Annotated in this window: 18 protein-coding genes and 5 pseudogenes; 9 read left to right on the top strand and 14 right to left on the bottom strand. The window is 38.9% G+C overall.

The window, feature by feature from the left end:
• The first annotated feature begins 41 nt into the window (after positions 1-41).
• Positions 42-684 (top strand): annotated as a pseudogene (locus tag G0028_RS19910) (IS6 family transposase).
• On the opposite strand, the pseudogene G0028_RS19905 reads toward G0028_RS19910, so the two are convergent.
• The 4 genes and pseudogenes from G0028_RS19905 to G0028_RS19890 form a co-directional block, all read right to left on the bottom strand.
• Positions 644-841: pseudogene (locus tag G0028_RS19905) on the bottom strand (hypothetical protein); the annotation flags it as partial. The pseudogenes G0028_RS19910 and G0028_RS19905 sit on opposite strands and share 41 nt — an antisense overlap.
• 23 nt (positions 842-864) lie before the next feature.
• Entirely contained in the window at positions 865-1,785 is a 921-nt protein-coding gene (locus G0028_RS19900; RefSeq protein ID WP_034680606.1) for a copper resistance protein B, read from the bottom strand.
• The gene (locus tag G0028_RS19895; RefSeq protein ID WP_194088770.1) at positions 1,772-3,805 is read right to left on the bottom strand and encodes a multicopper oxidase domain-containing protein; all 2,034 of its coding nucleotides are present in this window, start codon (positions 3,803-3,805) and stop codon (positions 1,772-1,774) included. Before G0028_RS19895 ends, G0028_RS19900 begins: the two co-directional genes overlap by 14 nt.
• 89 nt (positions 3,806-3,894) lie before the next feature.
• Positions 3,895-4,191: a hypothetical protein gene (locus tag G0028_RS19890; protein ID WP_004281865.1), complete on the bottom strand. Its 297-nt coding sequence runs from the start codon at positions 4,189-4,191 to the stop codon at positions 3,895-3,897.
• A 148-nt stretch (positions 4,192-4,339) separates the two neighbouring features.
• On the opposite strand from G0028_RS19890, the gene G0028_RS19885 reads away from it, so the two are divergent.
• Together G0028_RS19885 and G0028_RS19880 are read left to right on the top strand one after the other, a co-directional pair.
• Complete coding sequence (locus G0028_RS19885; RefSeq protein WP_004679347.1) at positions 4,340-5,020, top strand: heavy metal response regulator transcription factor; 681 nt, start codon at positions 4,340-4,342, stop codon at positions 5,018-5,020.
• A complete protein-coding gene (locus G0028_RS19880) occupies positions 5,013-6,413 on the top strand; it encodes a heavy metal sensor histidine kinase (protein ID WP_180046846.1) in 1,401 nt (466 codons plus the stop codon). Before G0028_RS19885 ends, G0028_RS19880 begins: the two co-directional genes overlap by 8 nt.
• Before the next feature lie 38 nt (positions 6,414-6,451).
• On the opposite strand, the gene G0028_RS19875 is transcribed toward G0028_RS19880, so the two are convergent.
• Genes G0028_RS19875 through G0028_RS19855 form a run of 5 tightly spaced genes read right to left on the bottom strand, consistent with a single transcriptional unit; the run spans position 6,452 to position 11,496 of the window.
• Positions 6,452-7,735, bottom strand: a complete 1,284-nt coding sequence (locus G0028_RS19875; protein ID WP_180046848.1) for an MgtC/SapB family protein — start codon at positions 7,733-7,735, stop codon at positions 6,452-6,454.
• Positions 7,732-10,107 (bottom strand): heavy metal translocating P-type ATPase, encoded by a 2,376-nt coding sequence (locus G0028_RS19870; protein ID WP_180046850.1) that lies wholly within the window; start codon positions 10,105-10,107, stop codon positions 7,732-7,734. The genes G0028_RS19875 and G0028_RS19870 overlap by 4 nt, the downstream gene beginning before the upstream one ends.
• 11 nt (positions 10,108-10,118) lie before the next feature.
• Positions 10,119-10,769 carry a methyltransferase family protein gene (locus G0028_RS19865; protein ID WP_180046853.1) on the bottom strand — a complete coding sequence of 217 codons (651 nt, stop codon included), beginning with the start codon at positions 10,767-10,769 and terminating at the stop codon, positions 10,119-10,121.
• A gap of 20 nt (positions 10,770-10,789) precedes the next feature.
• Positions 10,790-11,038, bottom strand: a complete 249-nt coding sequence (locus G0028_RS19860; protein WP_180046855.1) for a DUF2933 domain-containing protein — start codon at positions 11,036-11,038, stop codon at positions 10,790-10,792.
• A 26-nt stretch (positions 11,039-11,064) separates the two neighbouring features.
• Entirely contained in the window at positions 11,065-11,496 is a 432-nt protein-coding gene (locus G0028_RS19855; RefSeq protein WP_004695737.1) for a hypothetical protein, read from the bottom strand.
• Positions 11,497-11,596: 100 nt separating this feature from the next.
• Between G0028_RS19855 and G0028_RS19850 the strand changes: the two genes are divergently transcribed.
• Positions 11,597-12,762 (top strand): IS3-like element ISAba22 family transposase gene (locus G0028_RS19850; protein ID WP_085940844.1). Its coding sequence is split into 2 segments (ribosomal slippage): positions 11,597-11,855 and positions 11,855-12,762, totalling 1,167 coding nucleotides; the frame shifts between segments, so codons are not numbered across the junction.
• A gap of 614 nt (positions 12,763-13,376) precedes the next feature.
• Here the strand turns inward: G0028_RS19850 and G0028_RS19845 are convergent.
• Positions 13,377-13,619, bottom strand: coding sequence for a DUF2789 family protein (locus G0028_RS19845; protein WP_004281876.1), 243 nt, complete (start codon positions 13,617-13,619; stop codon positions 13,377-13,379).
• 351 nt (positions 13,620-13,970) lie between these two features.
• Here G0028_RS19845 and G0028_RS19840 point away from each other — a divergent pair, with 351 nt between their 5' ends.
• The 4 genes from G0028_RS19840 to G0028_RS19825 all read left to right on the top strand — a co-directional run bounded on the left by G0028_RS19840 (position 13,971) and on the right by G0028_RS19825 (position 18,617).
• Complete coding sequence (locus G0028_RS19840; RefSeq protein WP_004681441.1) at positions 13,971-14,351, top strand: copper resistance protein CopC; 381 nt, start codon at positions 13,971-13,973, stop codon at positions 14,349-14,351.
• Positions 14,352-14,415: 64 nt separating this feature from the next.
• On the top strand, positions 14,416-15,297 hold the full coding sequence (locus tag G0028_RS19835; RefSeq protein WP_023278709.1) for a copper resistance D family protein: 882 nt from the start codon (positions 14,416-14,418) through the stop codon (positions 15,295-15,297).
• 469 nt (positions 15,298-15,766) lie between these two features.
• Positions 15,767-15,961: a heavy-metal-associated domain-containing protein gene (locus G0028_RS19830; RefSeq protein ID WP_004281879.1), complete on the top strand. Its 195-nt coding sequence runs from the start codon at positions 15,767-15,769 to the stop codon at positions 15,959-15,961.
• A gap of 178 nt (positions 15,962-16,139) precedes the next feature.
• Positions 16,140-18,617, top strand: coding sequence for a heavy metal translocating P-type ATPase (locus G0028_RS19825; protein ID WP_004281880.1), 2,478 nt, complete (start codon positions 16,140-16,142; stop codon positions 18,615-18,617).
• Between the two features lie 70 nt (positions 18,618-18,687).
• Here G0028_RS19825 and G0028_RS19820 read toward each other — a convergent pair whose 3' ends face one another.
• Complete coding sequence (locus G0028_RS19820) at positions 18,688-19,620, bottom strand: IS5-like element ISAba12 family transposase (protein ID WP_034581348.1); 933 nt, start codon at positions 19,618-19,620, stop codon at positions 18,688-18,690.
• A 70-nt stretch (positions 19,621-19,690) separates the two neighbouring features.
• Between G0028_RS19820 and G0028_RS21325 the strand changes: the two are divergent.
• A pseudogene (locus tag G0028_RS21325) lies at positions 19,691-19,804 on the top strand (TetR family transcriptional regulator); the annotation flags it as partial.
• A gap of 76 nt (positions 19,805-19,880) precedes the next feature.
• Here G0028_RS21325 and G0028_RS19815 read toward each other — a convergent pair.
• From G0028_RS19815 to G0028_RS21430, 3 genes and pseudogenes are all read right to left on the bottom strand, one after another.
• Positions 19,881-20,495: a thiol:disulfide interchange protein DsbA/DsbL gene (locus G0028_RS19815; protein ID WP_180046857.1), complete on the bottom strand. Its 615-nt coding sequence runs from the start codon at positions 20,493-20,495 to the stop codon at positions 19,881-19,883.
• Positions 20,496-20,672: 177 nt separating this feature from the next.
• A pseudogene (locus G0028_RS21320) lies at positions 20,673-20,812 on the bottom strand (cation transporter); the annotation flags it as partial.
• 87 nt (positions 20,813-20,899) lie between these two features.
• Positions 20,900-21,016, bottom strand: a pseudogene (locus G0028_RS21430) (hypothetical protein); the annotation flags it as partial.
• Between the last annotated feature and the right edge of the window lie 470 nt (positions 21,017-21,486).

The raw sequence follows: 21,486 nt of genomic DNA, 5'->3' as shown, positions 1-21,486 counted from the left end.
CGTGATAAGCTAAATATCTTATTTATTTCGAGATACAGCAGATGAATCCCTTCCACGGTCGGCACTTTCAAGGTGAAATCATTCTTTGGGCTGTTCGTTGGTATTGTAAATATGGCATCAGCTATCGTGAACTTCAAGAAATGCTCGCTGAACGAGGCATAAATGTGGATCACAGTACAATTTATCGTTGGGTTCGGCGTTAGGCTCCAGAAATGGAAAAAACGCTTACGCTGGTATTGGCGTAATCCTACAGATTTACATTCATGGCATATGGATGAGACTTATATCAAAGTGAAGGGGCGATGGACTTACCTGTATCGTGCAGTTGATCAACGTGGTCATACGATTGACTTTTACCTTTCCGCTAGGCGGAACAGTAAATCAGCCTATAGTTTTCTAGGAAAGATATTCAATACGGTGAAAAAATGGCAAATTCCACGGGTCATCAATACAGATAAAGTAGCGACCTATGGCCATGCTTTATCACGATTAAAGCGAGAAGGAAAATGTCCACCAGATCTTGAGCACAGGCAGGTTAAGTATAAAAATAATGTGATCGAATGTAATCATGGCAAGCTAAAGCGGATCATTAGGGCCACTTTAGGATTCAAATCGATGAAGACGGCTATGCCACATGCATCTATTCAGATGGCATTAAACACCGATGATGTACAGACGAAGTAGTAGCAGCCGATCCTACTAAAAGAATAGCAAACGATAAAAACAGCGATAAGCATGTTTTTAACCACTGCATAAAAATAGACCAAAAATTAAGCTTTTTTAGTTTTACAGATTCGAAAATAAATAGTAATAATTCATGAATAGTAGCCGAAGCTACCATTCATGAATCCAAATCATACTATTTTAAAAAACTAATTCGATGCCTGCACCATATTTCCATCCCTTTTCAGACTCTGTTGCCTCTTGCATAGAAGTGGCTTTCTGTCCTTTTTCATATTGGTAAGCAACATCAATGAAAGGTTTAATTCGCTTAGTAATCTCATATCGGGTTTTGATACCAGTTTTTAGTTCTGATAAACCTGATTTTGCAGCATAGTTAGAATCATCGCTAAATATTACATCTGCTTCGATATAAGGTTGAGTAATAAGTTTCTGAGTTAAAAGCAAATCACGTTCTAATTCAAAACTTGCTCCCCAAAAATTATTCTCACCGCCATAAAGATATGCTTGTGTTTCAAAGAAATAAGGAGCTAGACCTAATATACCAATAACCCCATCCACTCGATCGCTGCTGCTATTATTTTTATTTTCACTATATCTTACCCCAGCTTGTACATCCCAAAATGGGGCTACGTTACGGCTATAAAGTGCTGATACAGCATATTTTGGATCATTACTTTCTGACTTTTCCGAATTGGCTTCAATAAATAGACGATTTTCATCTGTTCCAATTAAAGTTTCAAACTTTGTTCCTAGGTTGCCCTTACCGTCTTCATCAACCATCCATGCATTTTCAAGTCTTGTTACTTGATAAATTTGTCCGCCATGTTCTTTAAGATGATCATCGTGAGATCCGTCTGATCTCTTTCTTGCAGTCAAAATAATATTATCTCCCCCATTTGCATTTTCCATTGAATAATATTCTGGATACAATTCTTGGGGGCTATATCTTAAGCCACCAGACTCCTGTAATAAGACTCTCATACCATTTGTAATATTACTTTCTTGTTCCGAAGTGCTGCTATTAGCAAAAGTTAAGTTTGATATACTTATTAATGCAATTGATAAGACTGTTTTTGAGAAGAAATTCTTAGTGATTTGCATGTGGATTTACTCCCTTCTCATTTACTTGGGACTGAGGAACAGTCTTTGTAGAATTACCATCTTCCACTTGAGCTACAATGAGTTTATTCATCATTCCTGCACTCATATGGTAAAGCAGGTGACAATGAATAGCCCACTCACCTAACTCATCAGCTGTGAGTAGAGTGGTTATCGTTTTCCCAGGTGGAACAATTACCGTATGTTTGTTTGGCATATTGCTTGGATCCTGACCATTCTCAAGCTGCATAAACATGCCATGTAAGTGCATTGGGTGAGCCATCATACTGTCATTGACAAATTTTAAGCGAATACGTTCACCATACTTCACCACTAGTGGGTCGGCTTCATTAAATTTTTTACCATTTATTGTCCAAATATAACGCTCCATGTTTCCACCAAGACGGATCTCTATTTCACGTTCAGCTGCACGAGTGTCTTTTTGAGGATCTAACGATTGCAAATCACTATATTGCAATGCTTTATTACCTTCAGGTGTTGAAGCATTTGCCCATCCAAATACGGTATTATCATTCTTGTCTGAAGCCGCCTTAACAGTAGCGCTATTCATCGGCATATCATGATTCATACCTTTCATAGAAGACATATCGTGATTCATGCCTTTCATAGAAGACATATCATGATCCATACCTTTCATAGAAGACATATCGTGATTCATGCCTTTCATAGAAGACATATCATGATCCATACCTTTCATAGAAGACATATCGTGATTCATGCCTTTCATAGAAGACATATCATGATCCATACCTTTCATAGAAGACATATCGTGATTCATGCCTTTCATAGAAGACATATCATGATCCATACCTTTCATAGAAGACATATCGTGATTCATGCCTTTCATAGAAGACATATCATGATCCATACCTTTCATAGAAGACATATCATGATCCATACCTTTCATAGAAGACATGTCATGATCCATTCCCATATCTTCCATAGTCAATAAAGAACGAGGACGAGGCTTAGGCATCTCAATTTGTTTTACAGGTGAGGTATTTTCATCATGTAAGGTTCCAACCGAAAATCCAGTACGGTCAATAGATTCAGCTTCGATTTGATAATGGGCTTGTTTCGGTTCAACAATGACATCATAAGTTTCAGCAGTACCTATACGGAACTCATCTACAGGAACAGGTTTTACAGGTTGACCATCGGCACTTACCACTGTCATTTTTAAATTTGGAATTCGTACATCAAAAAATGACATTGCAGAAGCATTAATAAATCGAAGGCGAACTTTTTCTCCAGCTTTAAAATTACCGGTCCAGTTTTGCTGAGGCGTTTTGCCATTCATTAAAAATGTATAGCCTGTGACATCAGACATATCTGTTTTCAACATCCGCATCTGATTCCACATAGAGCGGTCTTGCCAAGTTGCCTTCAATCCATCACGTTTAACTTGTTTTAATACATCGAATACTGTTTCGCGGCGGTTCTGATAGTAGTCTGCTTCTTTTTTAATATTTTTCATAATTTGATCACTTGTCGAATTATGAAAATCAGAAAGCAAAACAACGTAATCTTTATCGGTTTTTTCAGCAGCTGTTAGTGGAGTTTTATCTTTAGGATAAATAACAAAAGCACCATATAAACCGTCTTGTTCTTGTCCTTTACTATGTGAATGATACCAATAAGTACCATTTTGGCGGACTTTAAACTTATATTCATAAGTTTTATTAGGGGCAATGCCATTAAATTTGTTAAATCCAGGTACACCATCCATAATTCCAGGTAATAATAAGCCATGCCAATGGATTGAAGAGTCCTGATTTTTTAACTTATTGTGAACACGGATAACGGCCTCATCACCTTCTTCAAATTCAAGAAGTGGTGCAACGAATTTACCATTTACAGTAATTCTCTCAACTGGTTTTCCTGTGATATTTACAGTTTGTTCAGCGATTGTTAAATCATATTCTTTAACTGCCGCCATTACCCAAGTTGATGAAAATAAACCAACTCCAATTAAGAGTATATGACTTAACTTTTTTGACATTCTATCTCACCTTTAGAAAGATCAAGATTGAAGTAATAAAGCAAATATTTAGTATAAACTTTAATACTTCTTTCTCGCTATTTATAAAATTATTTATTGCTACTAGGCATATTCATCTTTGAATGATCCATTTTAGAATGGTCCATATTCATCATAGAATGATCCATTTTTGACATGTCAGATGAGTTAGGAGACTGATGTTGACTATGATCTTGCTGAGTCTTGTCATCTTTTTCCATTTTACAAGGTTTTGTACAAGGTTCCTGTGCTTTTACCGTTTTAGTGGCACTTGAGGTTGATACATCTTTTGCCCAAGATTGAGTACCAGCAATTAAAGTTCCAGCACACATTAAAATTGTTAGACTACGACGCACTACAGTTTTCATAAGTTTCTCTAAAAGTTAATTTCTTGCTACTACAATAAAGTGAAGCACTGAACATCTAAGTGACTTGAAAATGACATTTTTGTAATCTATCTCGATCAGATGTTTTATAACGTTATTATAGTTTTAATGAATAACTTAGGATTCTGAGATGAGAATACTATTAGTTGAAGATGAACAAAAAACTGGTGATTATCTCAAGCAAGGTTTATCCGAAGCTGGCTATATTACGGACTGGGTTACAGATGGGTTAACGGGTAAACATCAAGCTCTTTCTGAAGAGTATGACTTAATTATTTTAGACGTGATGTTACCTGGACTAAATGGTTGGAATATTATCAATGATATTCGTAGCAGCGGTAAAACAATGCCCATTCTTTTTCTTACCGCCCGAGATCAAATCGAAGATCGAGTAAAAGGATTAGAGCTAGGCGCTGATGATTATTTAGTTAAGCCTTTTGCTTTTGCAGAGCTTCTAGCTCGAATAAAAACGCTCCTTAGACGAGGGCAACAAAGAGAAGATAATAATATTATTAAGATTGCTGATTTAGAACTTGATTTGAGAAAACGTCGGGTAACACGAGCAGGTCAACGCATTGATTTAACGGCTAAAGAATTTGCTCTTATGGAGCTTTTTATGCGTAGAAGAGGTGAAATTCTACCAAGAGCACTTATTGCATCTCAAATTTGGGATATGAACTTTGATAGTGATACAAATGTAGTTGAAGTCGCTATTAAACGATTAAGAAATAAAGTAGATAGTAATTTTACCCCTAAGTTAATTCAAAATATTAGAGGAATGGGGTATGTATTAGAGGTAGAAGATGAATAATAAATTATTCAAATCTATCAGTTTTCGTATTGGTATTATTTTCTCATTATCGACTATATGTATTCTCATTATGATGGGGTTTTTCATCCATAAATTAGTGATGCATCATTTTGAAACGCAAGATCGTACCCAATTAGAAGGTAAAATCCAGCTTATTCAGAATCTTCTCCAACAGCATCCTAAAAATTCTCCAGAACTTAATCTTTATTTAAGAGATGCGTTAGTTGGACACCATGATCTTATGGTCCAAATAGAACGACCGACAGGTAAAGTTTTATTTAGTTCAGCATCCTCAATCATTAATACTCAAAATTTAATCAAGTCAGCAAATAATTCATGGATTAAATGGCAAGTTCAAAATAAGACCTATCGTGGCATGATCTACACTACAGGTATAAATAGAAATTCTGAAATACAATCTGTACGAATTATTGTTGGGATCGATACATCAGAACATCTACATTTTCTAAAAGATTTTAAGCGTCAACTTTTGTATATTGGTTTGGCTGGTACAATTTGTTTAATGTTTTTAGGTTGGTTTGCAACCTGGAGAGGTTTAAGACCAGTGCAAAAAATGGCTAAGGTCGCAGAAGGAATTTCTGCTCAACATCTTTCAGAACGTTTAGAAGTTGAGCATACACCAACCGAACTAAAATCATTGGCAATCGCCTTCAATGCTATGCTGGACAGACTAGAGTCAGCTTTAGAAAAACTTTCCGATTTTTCATCTGATTTAGCACATGAAATTAGAACACCGATTAATAATTTAATGACCCAAACTCAAGTATGTCTCGCCCGTAACCGAGATATTGGTACTTATCAAGAAATACTATTTTCTAATTTAGAAGAATTTGAACGTTTGGCTCGAATGGTGTCCGATATGCTTTTCTTGGCAAAAGCAGAACATGGCTTAAATTTACAGAACTTACAGAATATTGACCTGGTTAAAGAAGTTACCGCTTTATTTGATTTCTATGACGCTCTAGCTGCCGAAAAAAATATGACACTTCAACAAACAGGATCTGGCAATGTAAAAGGTGATCCTGCTATGTTACGTCGCGCACTCAGCAACCTATTGTCTAATGCAGTTAAATATGGAAACAAGAATTCTACAATACAGATAAAACTTCAACAGAATTTAGATAACACAATATTTTCAATTGAAAATGAAGGCCCTGAACTCTCTCCTGAACAACTATCCAGATTATTTGATCGTTTTTATCGAACAGATGCGTCTAGACAAAGAACAGAAGAAGGAACCGGCTTAGGGCTTGCCATAACAAAATCTATTCTTGATATGCTTGGGGCGACCATCCAGGCTGAATCCCTCAATGGTCGAATCATTTTTACCATTGTTTTTCAAAGTGAATCCATGCAAGGGGAATCATTTTAACTCATTTTTTGAACCTCTTCCATTTACCCGAGTTGACCTTACATAAAGCTCAAACTGAGAGCCAGAGCTACGCCAGCACCTATCATGGCAATTGTGTAGCCAAATATGATAGCTCGGCCAAACTGTGCCCCCCCTGTCATCCTTGCAATTGTCGCTTTGCTTAACATGTTGCTCAGTGTGGCCAGCCCTAGCGCGACAGCAGCCACATTTGTTGTTAAGCCTTCAGTACTATGCAGGCGGGCAAGTGAGACTAAAATAGCATCTACGTCTGCTAGCCCAGAAATAGTCGATAATACGAAGATGCCGCTGGTGCCCAACCATTGTTTTGCTGCCGGGACCAAGACTGCCATGACAGCCAGGAAAGCAGCGAAGCTGAATGCTGTCCCAAGATCAAAAGGAGCCATTGCTTCTATTGTTCGATCGTTGTTTTCAGCGCTGGTAATTTGGCGTTGTCTCCACAATGCCATACCCAGCAGAAGGATTCCCGCAATCATCATTGCACCACCAAAAGTGCTTAGCAATGCTGGCTCAATGACGCCTATCAGCACAACCATACGAAAAAACATGATGCCACAGGCAGCCAATGTTCCAGAAATAGCAGCACTGACCATGACGGGGTGCTGGCGTGTATAGCGTGCCAGTGCGACAGTTGCAGCTGTAGAAGATGCCAAACCACCCAATAGACCTGTCCAGAATATGCCTCTTTCTGAACCGGTAAGCCGCATGGCAAAATGACCTGCCAGAGAGAGTCCGGCAATCAGGATCACTGCCCACCATAACTGGTAAGGATTTAATGCAGCAAAAGGTCCCAGACCCGTATTGGGTAAGTAGGGTAATATAACGACAGAAAGTACCAGCAACTGCAGGGATGCGGTTAATTCACGATGCTCTATCAAGCGTAGCCAACCGTGTAAGGTTGGCTTGAGATCCAAAAATACAGCGACGATTACAGCCGCGGTTAATGCTAAAGTAACATTACCATGGGATGCATATGCACCTAAAACTAATGTCAACAGCATCGCGATCGTCGTGGTAGCGCTTAGATTACCGGAAAGTTTTGCGGTACGCGCGTAGGACACTGTTAATAATAAGGAAAGCCCTAATACGGCCGCGACCAGCGGCCAAGGCCCGAAGTTTGGTTGTAAATGACCGAGCACTCCTCCGAGCAATCCTGTCAATGTGAAGGTACGTAGGCCTGCTACTCGGCTGCCCTCGGGCAATTCACGATCGTGCCATCCTCGTTCTAAACCAATGAGCAGGCCGATGGCAAGTGCTGCAATAAGACCTGGTACATCTGGTGGAAGAAAGGAACTCTCTATCATAACTTTTTATTTCGCAGGCGAAGGGCATTCGTGATGACTGAAGCTGAACTCAAACTCATAGCCAAGGCGGCAATCATCGGTGACAACAACCAACCGGTAAATGGATATAGTACGCCAGCCGCGATAGGGATACCCAAAGCATTGTAAAGGAAAGCAAACATGAGGTTCTGTTTCATGTTGCCGACAGTAGCTTCCGAAAGTGAACGGGCAACAGCAATCCCTCGTAAATCTCCCTTGACCAGCGTAACTTGGGCACTATTCATTGCAACATCAGTCCCGGTTCCCATAGCGATACCGACATCAGCTTTAGCCAAGGCTGGTGCATCATTGATGCCATCACCAGCCATAGCCACGATGCGACCTTCCTTCTGCAATTTGCTGACCAGTTCTAGTTTATCTGCGGGTTTGACTTCGCCATGTACCTCATCAATGCCTAGACGTGCTGCGACTGAACGGGCAGTGGTGAGACCATCTCCTGTTGCCATCACGATACGTAGACCCGCTTCCTTCAGGGTGGCAAGTGCTTCTGGGGTATTTTTTTTAATGGGATCGGATACTGCAAGCAGACCGGCCAATTCACCATTGATGGCTAGATGCATCACACTTGCACCTTCCGAACGCAGCTCTTCGGCTTGCGGAATCAGAGATTGTACCGAGATACCCAATTGCTCCATCAGTGCTGTGTTGCCCAAAGCTAACTGACGATCGCCCACTTGACCTCGAACACCAATCCCTGAGCCCGATTCAAAATTATCTGGTGTTTCAAGAGACAGGCCACGTTCGTGTGCTGCGTTTACAATCGCTTCGGCTAGCGGGTGTTCACTGCCTTGATCAAGACTGGCGGCTAAACGTAATACTTCAGATTCGTCAAAATCTGATGCGGCAACTACACGATCGAATACAGGGCGTCCTTCAGTTAACGTACCTGTTTTATCGATGATTAGTGTGTCAATCTTGCGTAGATTCTCAATGGCTGCTGCATCACGAAACAGCACACCATGAGTAGCACCTTGACCCGTCGCAACCATGATAGACATTGGAGTTGCCAAGCCTAGTGCACAAGGACAGGCAATAATGAGTACTGCCACAGCATTGATTAATGCATAAACCCAGCTTGATTCTTCTGGGCCGAATAGTCCCCATCCAAAGAAGGTAAGCAAGGCAATGGTCACTACAGCCATGACGAACCAACCTGCTACCTGATCAGCCATACGTTGCATTGGTGCTCTCGATCGTTGAGCTTGCGCCACCATCTGTACGATCTGGGATAACATGGTACTTGAACCAATTTTCTCTGAACGCATGATCAATGAACCATTGGTATTCAGGGTAGCTCCAATGACTTTATCGCCGATACGTTTAGTGATAGGTAAAGGTTCACCTGTCAGCATCGATTCATCCACTGAACTACTTCCTTCAGTGATTACACCATCCACAGGCACTTTTTCACCTGGGCGAATTCTGAGTAAATCTCCTACATGGACATGCGTTAGAGGAACATCTTCTTCAGTTCCATCAGGCAGGATTCGGCGAGCTGTTTTAGGAGCGAGCCCAAGGAGTGACTTAATTGCAGCAGAAGTTTGCGAACGTGCTTTTAACTCCAATATTTGTCCCAGTAGGGTCAATGAAATGATGACCGCTGAAGCTTCAAAGTAAACAGCGACACGGCCCATGGAAATAAATGAGTCTGGAAAGATTTGTGGCGCTACAGTTGCAACCACACTGTAAATAAAAGCAGCCCCTGTACCTAGACCGATCAGGGTCCACATGTTCGGGCTGCGATTCACGACCGATTGCCAACCACGGGAAAAAAATGGCCAACCTGCCCAGAGTACGATCGGCAGTGACAACACTAATTCAATCCAGCTCTGAACCGCCATGTCGAATAGGTTCAGTTGATGGCCAAACATTGCCAAAAAAGTCACGACTATGGTGAGTGGCAGTGTCCACCAGAAGCGTCGACGGAAATCACGTAACTCAGGATTCTCATCTTCCTCTAACTCGGGAATGAGTGGTTCCAGTGTCATTCCGCATTTAGGACAGTTTCCAGGATGATCCTGTCTAATTTCTGGATGCATTGGGCAAGTATAGATGGTCGTGCCTGTTGTGCTTGCATCATTAACGGATTGAGTAGTCTGATGATGCTGTGTATGTGCATCGGCAGTCGTCGTTGCGGGTTTAGCGATATATTGCACCGGGCTGCTATGAAACTTTGATTGACATTTATCACTGCAAAAAAAGTAAGTTTTCCCCTTAAATTCCTCATGGTATTTCGATTCTTCAGTGACGGTCATACCACAGACTGGGTCTTTCAGTACGTCTGTTGTAGCCTGTGCCATATGGTCCTGGTTATGATTTTTTTGATCTGACATAAATAATTCTCTTATGGAAAAGTGGTTTTATGGCCGAATTTTGGAATAAATCTCGGAGTCTGTTGAGCATAGCTGTCATAGACAGCGCCAAACTGTTTACTCATTTCAGCCTCTTCCTTAATTGCCAAGCGGCTGTACATTAAGAGTAGGATTGGAAACATAATCAGTGTCAGTAAAGTTGGCCATTGCAATAAAAAACCCAGCAAGATCATCACAAAAGCCACGTATTGTGGGTGACGTATACGTGCATAAGGGCCTGTGATCGCTAAAGAATGCTGACGTTGCGCGTTGTACAGCACGTGCCATGACGTTGATAACAGGTAAAATCCATAGCCCAAGAAAACGTAACTGGCGATATGCAAAATGCCAAAATGTGGATCACCTTTTTCACCTAATAGCGTTGACCACAAGTGACCTGCATTATGAGAAAGTAAGTCAAGTTGAGGGAAGCGAGTTTGAAGCCAACCAGATAACAGGTAAATGGTTAAAGGAAAACCATACATTTCGACAAATAGAGCAATGATAAAAGCCGAAAAGGCCCCAAATGTACGCCAATCGCGCGCAGTGGAAGGTCTAAAAAAACTGAAAGCGAACATGATAAAAACTGTTGAGTTAATGATAACCAGCGTCCATAAACCATAAGCCGATTCCGCATGATTCATGATGGATCTCCTGATAAGAGCTATTTTTTGTTATCAGATATATCGGATTTTTTTTGCTGCGAGTGGTTATGCCCATGACCACCATGCATAAAAATATGCATCAGTGGACAAGCTAAAAGGAGTAAAAAGGGTAAAAAACCAACGACATGGGCCAAATGCTCGGTTAAGAGAAAATAGGCTGCCACACCACCCAGCACGATTAGACCAATGGCATAACGTGTAGACCAGAAGTTAGGTACTGAATTATTTTCTTGGTGTTGGTGATTCATGGTGCTTTCCCCTAATTCATGGGTAACTATTTAGTTGCTGACGGAGGCATACAGTCCATCATCATCTGCATCATGGATTGCATCATGTCCATACGTTTTTCCATCATCTGCTGACGGTCAGCCATATTTGCATTCATGCTTTGGCTGCCCATCTGTTTCATCATACTCATACCTCCTTGCATGAGTTTCATGTGCTCAGCCATAAGTTTCTGACGTTCTTGTGGGGTTTTTGCAGCCATCATCTTCTCATGCATGGCTTGCATCGCCTTCATGTGTTGATCCATTGCAGCCATTTTATCTGTAGCAGTGGTGCTGGTAACTGTTTGCTTAATTGTTACTGCAGATGGTGCTGTTTTTTCAGGGTGGTGATCTTTGTGTTCATCGGATTGCTGTGCAAATGTATTCAATGACGCGGCTGCGATACATAAGCCCAAAAAAATGTTTTTGAATTTCATCATAATTTTTCCCTTTAAATAATTTGGAAGTAAAAGCTGATGTGTGCTGAAAAAACAGGAGGTTTTAACTTGGTAAACTAAACACACTCATCAGGAGTTTACCATGAGCAAGAAACACAAGACTTACACCACAGAATTTAAAGCTGAAGCCATCAAATTAATTGAAGCCAATCAAGGCAATGTCTCGGAAACAGCCAGACAACTTAGCATTTCAATGCAAACTCTTTCAAATTGGAATACCAAAGCAAAGGCTGGAACTTTAGCAGGTACAAAACAGTATTCACCTGATCTAAACGCTCTACTCGAAGAAAATAAAAAACTCAAACAACAGCTCAAAATAGCTGAAATGGAACGTGAATTTTTAAAAAAGGCAGCAGCGTACTTTGCCAAAGAAAGTCAGTAAGGTACGCCTATATGAAACAAAAAAGATATTCTTTTCCAATTACCTTAATGGCTCGATTACTTCATGTTTCAGTTTCATGTTTTTATGATTGGCTCAAGAGAGGCGTGAGCAAAAGAACGATTCAACGAAATCAACAGACGATATTGGTGAAAATAGCCCATGAGGAGACAAGGCAGAGCTATGGTTATATTCGATTAACCAAATACTTACAAGCTCAGGGCATAAAAATGAGTATGTACGCTGTACGTCAGATAAAAGCGCTGAACCACCTGTATTGTAAGCGACACAAGCGTTTTAAAAGGACTACGAATAGTGACCATAATCGAGCGATCTATGAAAACCTGCTGGAGCAACAATTCTCAATGACTAGACCAAATCAAGCATGGTCAAGTGATATTACGTACATATGGACTGTTGAAGGATGGCTGTATTTAGCAGCGGTAAAAGACCTTTACACGAAGCAAGTGGTTGGCTATAGCTTAAATGAGCGCATGACAACACAGCTTGTTTGTAATGCGCTAAATATGGCTATTCACAATCAAAAACCAACCAAAGAACTGATTGTGCATTCAGACAGAGGAAGTCAATATTGCAGCCATGAATATCGAAATATACTTGAGCAATATGGTTTTCAAGGTTCAATGAGCAAGCGCGGAGACTGTTACGATAATGCACCGATTGAAAGCTTTTGGGGAATACTGAAAAATGAGTTAGTGCATCATTACAACTATCAAACCAGAGAAGAAGCCAAAGCAGATATTATAAAATACATTGAGTTATTTTATAATCATCGAAGAATTCAAAAGGGTTTGGGTTTTAAGACACCAAATCAAATGGCCGAAGACTTTTATAAGTTGGCTGCCTAGAATCTCCCAAGGGAAAGTCTCCTGATAATTCAGCGTATATCAAGCTATGTTTTAGTACTGAACAGAGACTAGGAATTTGACTACTAAACTGATGAAATTTTTGGTTATTCTCTGTCTCTCTTAAAAATTTTAGCACTATTAATTAATTATTTTTAAAAATGACAAAAATGTAATTTTGAGATCTTCTCGAAATATATAGTCTATGCTGAGATGACAAAAATTTTATTTAATATTAATCTTTTAAAACTATTAAAGTTGTTATGATTTTATGTGCTTAAAAAAATAAAAATGAAATGATTAGATGACTCCAAGGCTAGTTAGAGACACATTCTTAATGTAATTTACACTGTTATTCCTTTAAAGAAAAAATACAGTTGATCAAAATAGTTTTTTATAGAAAAAAGGGTGGATAATTTAATTATTAAACTTATTGGTATATTTATTAGATAGAAGGTAAAGAAGATTATTTTTAATATTAGGGTTTATAATCCAAATTTCAGAGTAAGGAATCTACTACTTATATAATAGAGATTCCATCTCCAAAACAGTACTACTGTATGAATGAGTTGTATTCAATGCAGGGAAGAATGTAGATCCTTAATACTAACGGAAAATTATTTTACTGAATTTTCATGTAAAGACTCATTTAATTGATCAATCACTGTCGTCCATTCACCATCAGAGTGTAGTTTTTCTTCTAAAAAATGACGTTGAGCATCAGTCCAAAAAATTGCTTGTGTTAAAAAAACATCTCCAGCTAGCTGATGGCTCTCTATGAATTTTGCAATTGCTTCTTCAGTAGAAGCTAAACCAAGCTGTTCAAATAATTTGGTCATTCTTGGACGTGTTTGAGTCATGTGCTTAGCCCACAAATTTATATTAGATCAAATTAAACATAACATGTTTATATTTAAACTAAAATATAAAAAATTAAATAGCTACTATTTTCTTAGACAAAATGATTACTACATTTCATAAATCAACCACCTACATAATTTGTTTGTTAAATGATCATTATTTTTCAATAAGATTATTTTAATAGTTAAAGATTTTAAATTTTAAAAATGACAAAAATGTAATTTTGAAGTCATCGCTCTGTTTCTGTCTCTCACTAATAATTGAAATATAAGAGGAGATGATGTGGTCTCATTAAATATAGATTTTATAAAGTCATCTCTAATGAACTAACGAATCAAGAGGAAACGTAAATGAAATTATTTCAAAATAAAATGACTGCTCTACGTAATGTTGTAGTAGCTGCAACGATGATTGTGGCTACTACAACTACGTTCGCTCATGTGAGTTTAGTGAGTGCGATTCCTGCGGAAAATGCATCTATCCTTAGTCAACCAAAGAACTTGACCCTTAACTTTGGTGCAGAGGTTATGTTGATGAATATTAAGTTACTGGATGCTCAGCGAAGAGATGTTCCTTTAAAATATAAAGTTACTCATGACTTAAAGAAATCCTTTGATGTCGCTCTTCCGAAACTGAAAAAAGGTAAATATACCGTTGTCTGGACAACAATGGGGAAAGATGGTCACAACATGAATGGTGAATATAGTTTCACTATCAAATCAACTAAATAAGAATTGATTACCTTTCAACATGTCAGTGAGGTGCTGGCATGTTGTTCTAGAATGGACAAAAATAATGATTTCTGAATATTGGATGTGGGCCACTTGGTTAACTAAGGTTATTTTATATTTAAGTGTAGCTTTTGTCGTTGGTGGAGCCTTTTGCTATTTTTTACTTAGACAATATCTTGAACTAAAAGAATCGATTCTTAAATATATTACAATTGGCGCTGGATTAGGCCTAATTTCCAGTACCTTGGGATTTTTTATTCTGATTGGTAGTTTTGCCAATACTGGTATTACAGGGATGGTGGACCCCACGTATATTAATATATTGGTTAATACTCCGACGGGGTATATATACGTTCTTCGTTCTATTAGTTTTGCTCTTTTACTTCTTCTCATGGTGGTTAAACTTAACAGGAACAAAGGTCATTTTTCTATAATTGAAAGTTCAATATTTTGTATTTTACTTATCCCGATTATTTTTAGTTTTTCCCAGCTCGGACATGTCGCTAATTTAACCTTACTTGCTCAAATTTTATTATCAATCCATATTCTAGTTATGTCGTTATGGATGGGGTCTTTATATCCGTTATGGAAAACCAGCCGGGAAATAAGTGGTTTACCTTTAAAAGATCGCATGCATGTATTTGGACGTATTGCTGCTTTCATTGTTGGGATATTAATCGCCTGTGGCGCTAGTGTAGCTCTTCTTTTAATTAAAGATTTTAATACCTTAATCAATACTGCATATGGCTATGGTTTCATGGTTAAAATGTTTTTTGTTATAGGTATTCTACTTTTAGCTGCCTTCAACAAATGGTATTTCACCCCGCGTCTTCAACATCCTAAATTCGCTAAACACCTTAGTCATGCCATTTTATTTGAGATGTTATTAGGCCTATCAATTCTATTAACAACAGGCTATATAACCACTGTCGTGGGTATTGAATAAGAGAATTTCAAAATAAGGGAATTGAGGAAATTTAACATTACTGCATTTATCTTTTGTAGCTGAGCAATAAAGTTTCTACTGGACTGTCAACTTACGACAATCAGAACAGTAAAATCGCATCATGAGGCATTATACATAAAGGTAGTCACCGGTTTTTAGCTTATCTTCAACCCATAACGGTCTCATCTATTCAGTTCACTACCATTGATTGAAATAACTAATCTTATAAATTTCAGAGTGATCGTAGATGACAAAAATGTCATTTTAAAGTCACATTAATGTTGGTTAAGTACTTTTACTGTAGTCATTAGAACACTCTTCTTTGGAATACTCTGAAGAAAACTGTAAGGTTGTAAACAGACCAAGTTACAGCGAGTAACTGATTCAGAAAAAGGCTGGTTGTATGGTGAAAGTTTAGAGTTACTGTTCTAATGTTTTAAACAAATGTTTTGTTAAAAAGGAGCAACATATGAAATTTCACATCGCTAATATGACTTGTGGTGGTTGTGCACGCGGCATTACTACCGCAATTAAAGAGCTCGACTCGAATGCCTCACTCGATATTGATTTACAAAACCGTATTGTTGAAATCAACACAACGGTGAGTCAGGATCAAGTCATTGCCACTCTCAGTGAGCGTGGATTTACAGCTGATCCTGCTTAATCTCTGTTAGAGTAACAGTGGGAATTCCTTACCACTTTTACTCTCTCTTATTTTCCTCATCGTACAGATAAAACCTGTACTTGCTTGAAATAAAAGTAATCCCTGAATTCCCCCTAATCTTGGTTCGAGCTGATCTTCGCATATAGAACTCAGCATATCTAAATGATAGAGATCGTATATGAGTACCGAAATGACTGATACGCCACACTACAGTGAAACATTAGAGATTGAGGGGATGACATGTGCTTCTTGTGTAGGCCGTGTGGAAAAAGCTTTAAAATCTGTTGAGGGTGTTGAATCGGCTCATGTAAATCTGGCTACCGAAAAAGCAGTCATTTATGCGCATCAACCACTTGATCGCGCTACTTTAATTAAAGCCGTAGAAAAAGCAGGCTACGAAGTGGAAGCGCTGCAACCAATAGAGCTTACGATTGAGGGTATGTCATGTGCTTCTTGTGTAGGTCGAGTAGAAAAGGCCTTAAAATCTGTTGAGGGTGTGGAATCAGCTCATGTAAATCTGGCTACTGAAAAAGCGACTATTCAGGCAAGCTCATCTGTCACTCGTGACTCGTTAATTCAGGCCGTCACCAAAGCAGGGTTTGAAGCAAAGTCAGTTCATCAAACTACGGAAAGCTTTCAAGATAAAAAGAATATTGAATTAGAAAAACTTAAAAAAGATTTAATTCTGTCAGTCTTATTGACTCTACCCGTTTTTATTTTAGAAATGGGATCACACCTGATTCCCGCCTTTCATACGTTTATGATGGATAACATTGGCCAACAAAATAGCTGGTTAATGCAATTTTTCTTGACCACAGTAGCATTAATTTTTCCAGGCCGACGCTTCTTCAAAAAGGGCATCCCAAGTTTATTCCGCTTAGCACCAGACATGAATTCCTTGGTGGCTGTAGGAACATTGGCTGCTTATCTTTATTCAGTGGTTGCTACTTTCTTTCCAAGTGTCCTGCCACAAGGCACGGTCAATGTTTATTATGAAGCTGCAGCGGTTATTATCACTTTAATTCTATTAGGTAGATTTTTTGAAGCCAAGGCAAAAGGCCGAACGTCTTTAGCAATTCAACATCTAGTTGGAATGCAGCCTAAAGTTGCCAGAATACAGCTCAATAATCAGGTGATAGAAGTTCCGATTGCCGAAGTTCAAACAGGAACGATTGTAGAGATTAGACCAGGCGAGCGTATCCCTGTCGATGGTGAAGTTATTCACGGCCAAAGTTTTATTGATGAATCCATGATTACTGGCGAGCCTATGCCCGTTGAAAAAACGATAGGCTCTACTGTGGTAGGAGGAACAATTAACCAAAGTGGCAGCTTAAATATCAAAGCCACCTCTGTTGGTAGTTCATCAGTGCTTTCTCAAATCATCCGAATGGTTGAACAGGCACAGGGTTCCAAGCTGCCTATTCAGGCATTGGTTGATAAAATTACCATGTGGTTTGTACCTGTAGTAATGGGTCTCTCTCTTTTAACTTTTATTACTTGGTTTATCTTCGGCCCTGAGCCAGCCCTAACGTTTAGCTTAGTTAATGCAGTTGCGGTACTCATTATTGCATGTCCTTGTGCAATGGGACTTGCAACGCCTACATCAATCATGGTGGGAACTGGGCGTGGTGCTGAAATGGGTGTTTTATTCCGTAAAGGGGAAGCTTTGCAGCTGCTCAAAGAAACTAAAGTGGTTGCTGTTGATAAAACAGGGACCCTGACTGAAGGGAAACCAATTTTAACCGATCTGCATGTCTTAGAAGGGTTTGAATACAATGCCGTACTTTCACTTATGGCAGCCGTTGAATCAAAGTCTGAGCATCCTATTGCTCGAGCAATTGTACAAGCCGCTATAGATAAGGAATTAATTCTGTCTCCTGTTGCTGATTTCAAGTCAGTCACGGGCTATGGAATAGAAGCAACGGTGTCTGAACATTTGGTTCATATTGGTGCAGATCGATATATGGAAAAACTAGGTTTGAATCCTAATGTTTTTTCTCAATTTTCGGATCGTTTGGGAGAAGAAGGAAAAACCCCTCTCTATGTTGCGATTGACCAGAAACTTGCTGCCATTATTGCTGTAGCAGATCCAATTAAAGAATCAACATTTGCTGCAATTGAAGCGTTACATCAGTTAGGTTTAAAGGTTGCCATGATTACAGGTGATAACCGTCATACAGCTCAAGCGATTGCAAAAAAACTAGGTATTGATGAGGTTATTGCAGAAGTCTTACCAGAAGGTAAAATAGAGGCCGTTAAAAAATTAAAAAATCAATATGGTAAACTCGCATATGTTGGAGATGGCATTAATGATGCCCCTGCACTTGCAGAAGCAGATATTGGTTTAGCAATAGGTACAGGTACAGACGTAGCTATTGAAGCTGCTGATGTGGTTTTGATGTCTGGCAACCTGAAAGGAGTGCCAAATGCTATCGCTTTAAGCAAAGCGACTATAACCAATATTCGTGAAAATTTATTTTGGGCATTTGTTTACAATGCAGCTCTGATTCCTATTGCAGCAGGTGTACTTTATCCGCAATTTGGACTGCTACTTTCTCCTGTATTTGCTGCTGGTGCAATGGCTCTCTCGTCAATATTTGTACTAGGAAATGCTTTACGATTAAAACGTTTTAAAGCCCCCCTTGCAATTATTTAACCATTTTTTATATACATTGGCTTTGTTGCACAAAGATTTGAAATGCAAAGCGCCCCTAATTGAGCCAAATTTAAGGCGTAACTTGGGTAAGTGGTCGACCTAATTCCGTAAATCTGTTAAGGACTGCCACACGTGCATGGATCTCATTGACTTGGCTATCAAAACTCCTTGCACTGAGTTTATCTCCTAATAATTTGATGCAATGCATCTTAGTTTCAACCAAACTTCGCCGATGATAGCCTGACCATTTTTTCCATAGTGTCCTGCCTAAACGTTTAATTGCTCGAAGTAATTCATTTCGCTCTAGCGAGCTACTCTTTGTATCTTTCCATGGTTTCGCATTTTTTCTAGGTGGAATCACCGCATGCGCTTGCCGATCTGCAATGACCTGACGGCATTGCTTGGTGTCATAAGCTCCATCGGTATAAACAGAGTCAATCCGCTCATCTTGTGGAATCTGATTAAGTAAATCACCAAGCACCTGTGAATCACTGACATTATTGGTTGTAAGCTGAACTGCTCGTATTTGTAGGGTTTTAGCATCTATACCAATATGAAGTTTACGCCATTGGCGACGATATTCAGGTCCATGTTTCTTGCGTTTCCATTCGCCCTCACCTAGAAACTTCATGCCTGTAGAGTCCATGAGTAGATGCAGCCCATCGCTACTTTTTTGGTAGCTGATTACAATATCAATATGCTTTTGTCTTCTACAAAGCGTGGTGTAATCTGGAGCTATCCAATTTAATCCGCAAAGTTTAATCAGACTTTGCACAAAGCCAGTGACCATACGTAAAGACAGACGGAATAAGGATTTAATCATTAAGCAGCATTGGATGACTGCGTCGGAGTAGGTTTGATTTCGCCCTTGTTTACCGATGGACGGAGCATACCATTGCGTAGCAGGATCAAACCAAATGGCAATATTTCCGCGACTCATGAGTGCTCGGTTATATGCGGGCCAATTGGTTGTGCGGTAGATTTTGTGTGCAGGCTTCTTCATTTGAAAATTATATCGCTGAAAAACCCTTTACAGATAGGTTTGTGCAACAAAGCCATCCACGATTCATATTCAATCCCATGACTTTAAAGCGCAAAGCGTGTTGCAGATGCAGCTCTTATTCCGAGGAATTTTACACTGGTATCGCCCGCCGATAGAAACACCAGATCCGGCAGTCAGGACGTAAATAACCATTCCTCCAGTTTAAATAAAAAAACCTGCAGATTCGATGCAGGTTTTTTTTAGAGATAATCAATCGCGTCTTATTTGGCTTTACGCTCTTTTTCAATCAGGTAATTCACCACCTGAATTACTTTGGCATCATTGCCCTGCACAATATATTTACCATTCACGGTCACCGCTGGTACACCGCTTAACTGATATTGAGCAGTCAAATTTTTTGCCTGAGCAATTTTTGACGAAATCGGGAATGATTTATAAGTCGTGTTAAATTTCTCTTCAGAAGTACCATAACGGGTATAGAACTTGGCCAATTGTGCCTGTTCTAAAATTGGACGCTGCTTGTCATGAATATCATGGAATAACTGTAAATGTGCTTTTTGACGCACACCCAGGGCTTCTGAAACATAATAAGCACGTGCAGCCTGTTCCCAAAGCGGGTTCATTGCAGCAGGTGTACGTACAAAACGGATATCTTTGGGTAATTTTTTCAACCAGTCCTGCATATGCGGTTCCAACGTGAAACAGTGACCACAGCCATACCAGAAGAATTCACGTACCTCAATTTTGCCCGGTTTTTCGACTTTGACTGGTTTTGCGACCACCTGATAGTCCTGACCTGCCACAAAATTGGCCATAGCATTGCCTGAAAAGGCCAAAACAGATGCGGCAACAGCTCCTAAAAGGAATTTTTTCATTGGGATTATCGTCCTCTAAATCATTATGCTTAGTGTATGGGTTCACTATAAATCAATTATGCCGGTTCCGTTTTCATGCTGCGAACTTTTGTGCTATCAGAACCGCTACATTAAAGTATGCGACTGATTTTAAGTCAGTTAATATGGCCATTCGACCGCTATGTGTTTTTAGATAATCACAAAAGTTAAACTTTGAGTAATAAAAACGGTTATAATTTCTACGATTAAAACGTAGTGGTCAAACCTACAGTAAATATTAGCTTCTTACTATTCTCTTCAGTAACAGCCGCGTGGCTCTGAGAATGATCTTCTGACATACAATAGTTTCCTTATTCTATTTACGATTAGCTGAGAGACTTGAGTAAGCCTCAATATTTCTGCTAAAAATTGCTTACTATAATTGGTCAAGAAGCTTTCTTTTCATTTATCCACCGGGACAATATTGGTAATAAAACCAACATAAGAAGGGTTGATGAGATAATTCCTCCAATAACCACATTTGCTAGTGGGCACTTTACTTTTTTCTCCAATTCCAATGCCTCCCTAACTAATTAGAGAGTTTTAAGCATTATTACATGAATCTTTCCAGTACTATTGTTGCAAATATACTAAGGAGCATATGTAACCCTAAAGTTTAAAATAGTCTTTTCGGATTATTTAAAAATTTGAAAATGGTAAAGAATAAATTAAAAACAATAAATATATTTATCATTCGATTTAAAAAAATTAATTAATCTTAGTTACACCATACTAAAAATAACTAATTTTTAGTTTTCCTAGTTATATGTGCTTCATTATAATTTTGAATTAATTCTCTTCACACCCTTTGCTTTTTTCATTAGACTTCCTTCATAAATCATTTTTCAATCAATTTAATTGTTTATCTTTCACCCAATCTAAATTGTATATGCCAGCAAGTAAATTAAACCGCAGGTTTAGTCTTTTACGACGATTTCTATATACACAAGATAAAATCTTAAAACATTTCATC

Origin of the sequence: Acinetobacter piscicola (genome assembly GCF_015218165.1) — a bacterium.
Taxonomy (GTDB): Bacteria; Pseudomonadota; Gammaproteobacteria; order Pseudomonadales; family Moraxellaceae; genus Acinetobacter; species Acinetobacter piscicola_A.
Note: the sequence above shows the minus strand (reverse complement) of the source record. Positions and strands in the feature narration are given on the sequence as shown.

Excerpts from the sequence above, each read along its gene's own strand:
- G0028_RS19855 (WP_004695737.1), bottom strand. The coding sequence starts at position 11,496 with ATGATGAAATTCAAAAACATTTTTTTGGGCTTATGTATCGCAGCCGCG.
- G0028_RS19860 (WP_180046855.1), bottom strand. The coding sequence starts at position 11,038 with ATGAATCACCAACACCAAGAAAATAATTCAGTACCTAACTTCTGGTCT.
- G0028_RS19845 (WP_004281876.1), bottom strand. The coding sequence starts at position 13,619 with ATGACTCAAACACGTCCAAGAATGACCAAATTATTTGAACAGCTTGGT.
- G0028_RS19900 (WP_034680606.1), bottom strand. The coding sequence starts at position 1,785 with ATGCAAATCACTAAGAATTTCTTCTCAAAAACAGTCTTATCAATTGCA.
- G0028_RS19885 (WP_004679347.1), top strand. The coding sequence starts at position 4,340 with ATGAGAATACTATTAGTTGAAGATGAACAAAAAACTGGTGATTATCTC.
- G0028_RS19870 (WP_180046850.1), bottom strand. The coding sequence starts at position 10,107 with ATGTCAGATCAAAAAAATCATAACCAGGACCATATGGCACAGGCTACA.
- G0028_RS19830 (WP_004281879.1), top strand. The coding sequence starts at position 15,767 with ATGAAATTTCACATCGCTAATATGACTTGTGGTGGTTGTGCACGCGGC.
- G0028_RS19865 (WP_180046853.1), bottom strand. The coding sequence starts at position 10,769 with ATGAATCATGCGGAATCGGCTTATGGTTTATGGACGCTGGTTATCATT.
- G0028_RS19815 (WP_180046857.1), bottom strand. The coding sequence starts at position 20,495 with ATGAAAAAATTCCTTTTAGGAGCTGTTGCCGCATCTGTTTTGGCCTTT.
- G0028_RS19840 (WP_004681441.1), top strand. The coding sequence starts at position 13,971 with ATGAAATTATTTCAAAATAAAATGACTGCTCTACGTAATGTTGTAGTA.
- G0028_RS19835 (WP_023278709.1), top strand. The coding sequence starts at position 14,416 with ATGATTTCTGAATATTGGATGTGGGCCACTTGGTTAACTAAGGTTATT.
- G0028_RS19875 (WP_180046848.1), bottom strand. The coding sequence starts at position 7,735 with ATGATAGAGAGTTCCTTTCTTCCACCAGATGTACCAGGTCTTATTGCA.
- G0028_RS19825 (WP_004281880.1), top strand. The coding sequence starts at position 16,140 with ATGAGTACCGAAATGACTGATACGCCACACTACAGTGAAACATTAGAG.
- G0028_RS19890 (WP_004281865.1), bottom strand. The coding sequence starts at position 4,191 with ATGAAAACTGTAGTGCGTCGTAGTCTAACAATTTTAATGTGTGCTGGA.
- G0028_RS19895 (WP_194088770.1), bottom strand. The coding sequence starts at position 3,805 with ATGTCAAAAAAGTTAAGTCATATACTCTTAATTGGAGTTGGTTTATTT.
- G0028_RS19820 (WP_034581348.1), bottom strand. The coding sequence starts at position 19,620 with ATGAAGAAGCCTGCACACAAAATCTACCGCACAACCAATTGGCCCGCA.
- G0028_RS19880 (WP_180046846.1), top strand. The coding sequence starts at position 5,013 with ATGAATAATAAATTATTCAAATCTATCAGTTTTCGTATTGGTATTATT.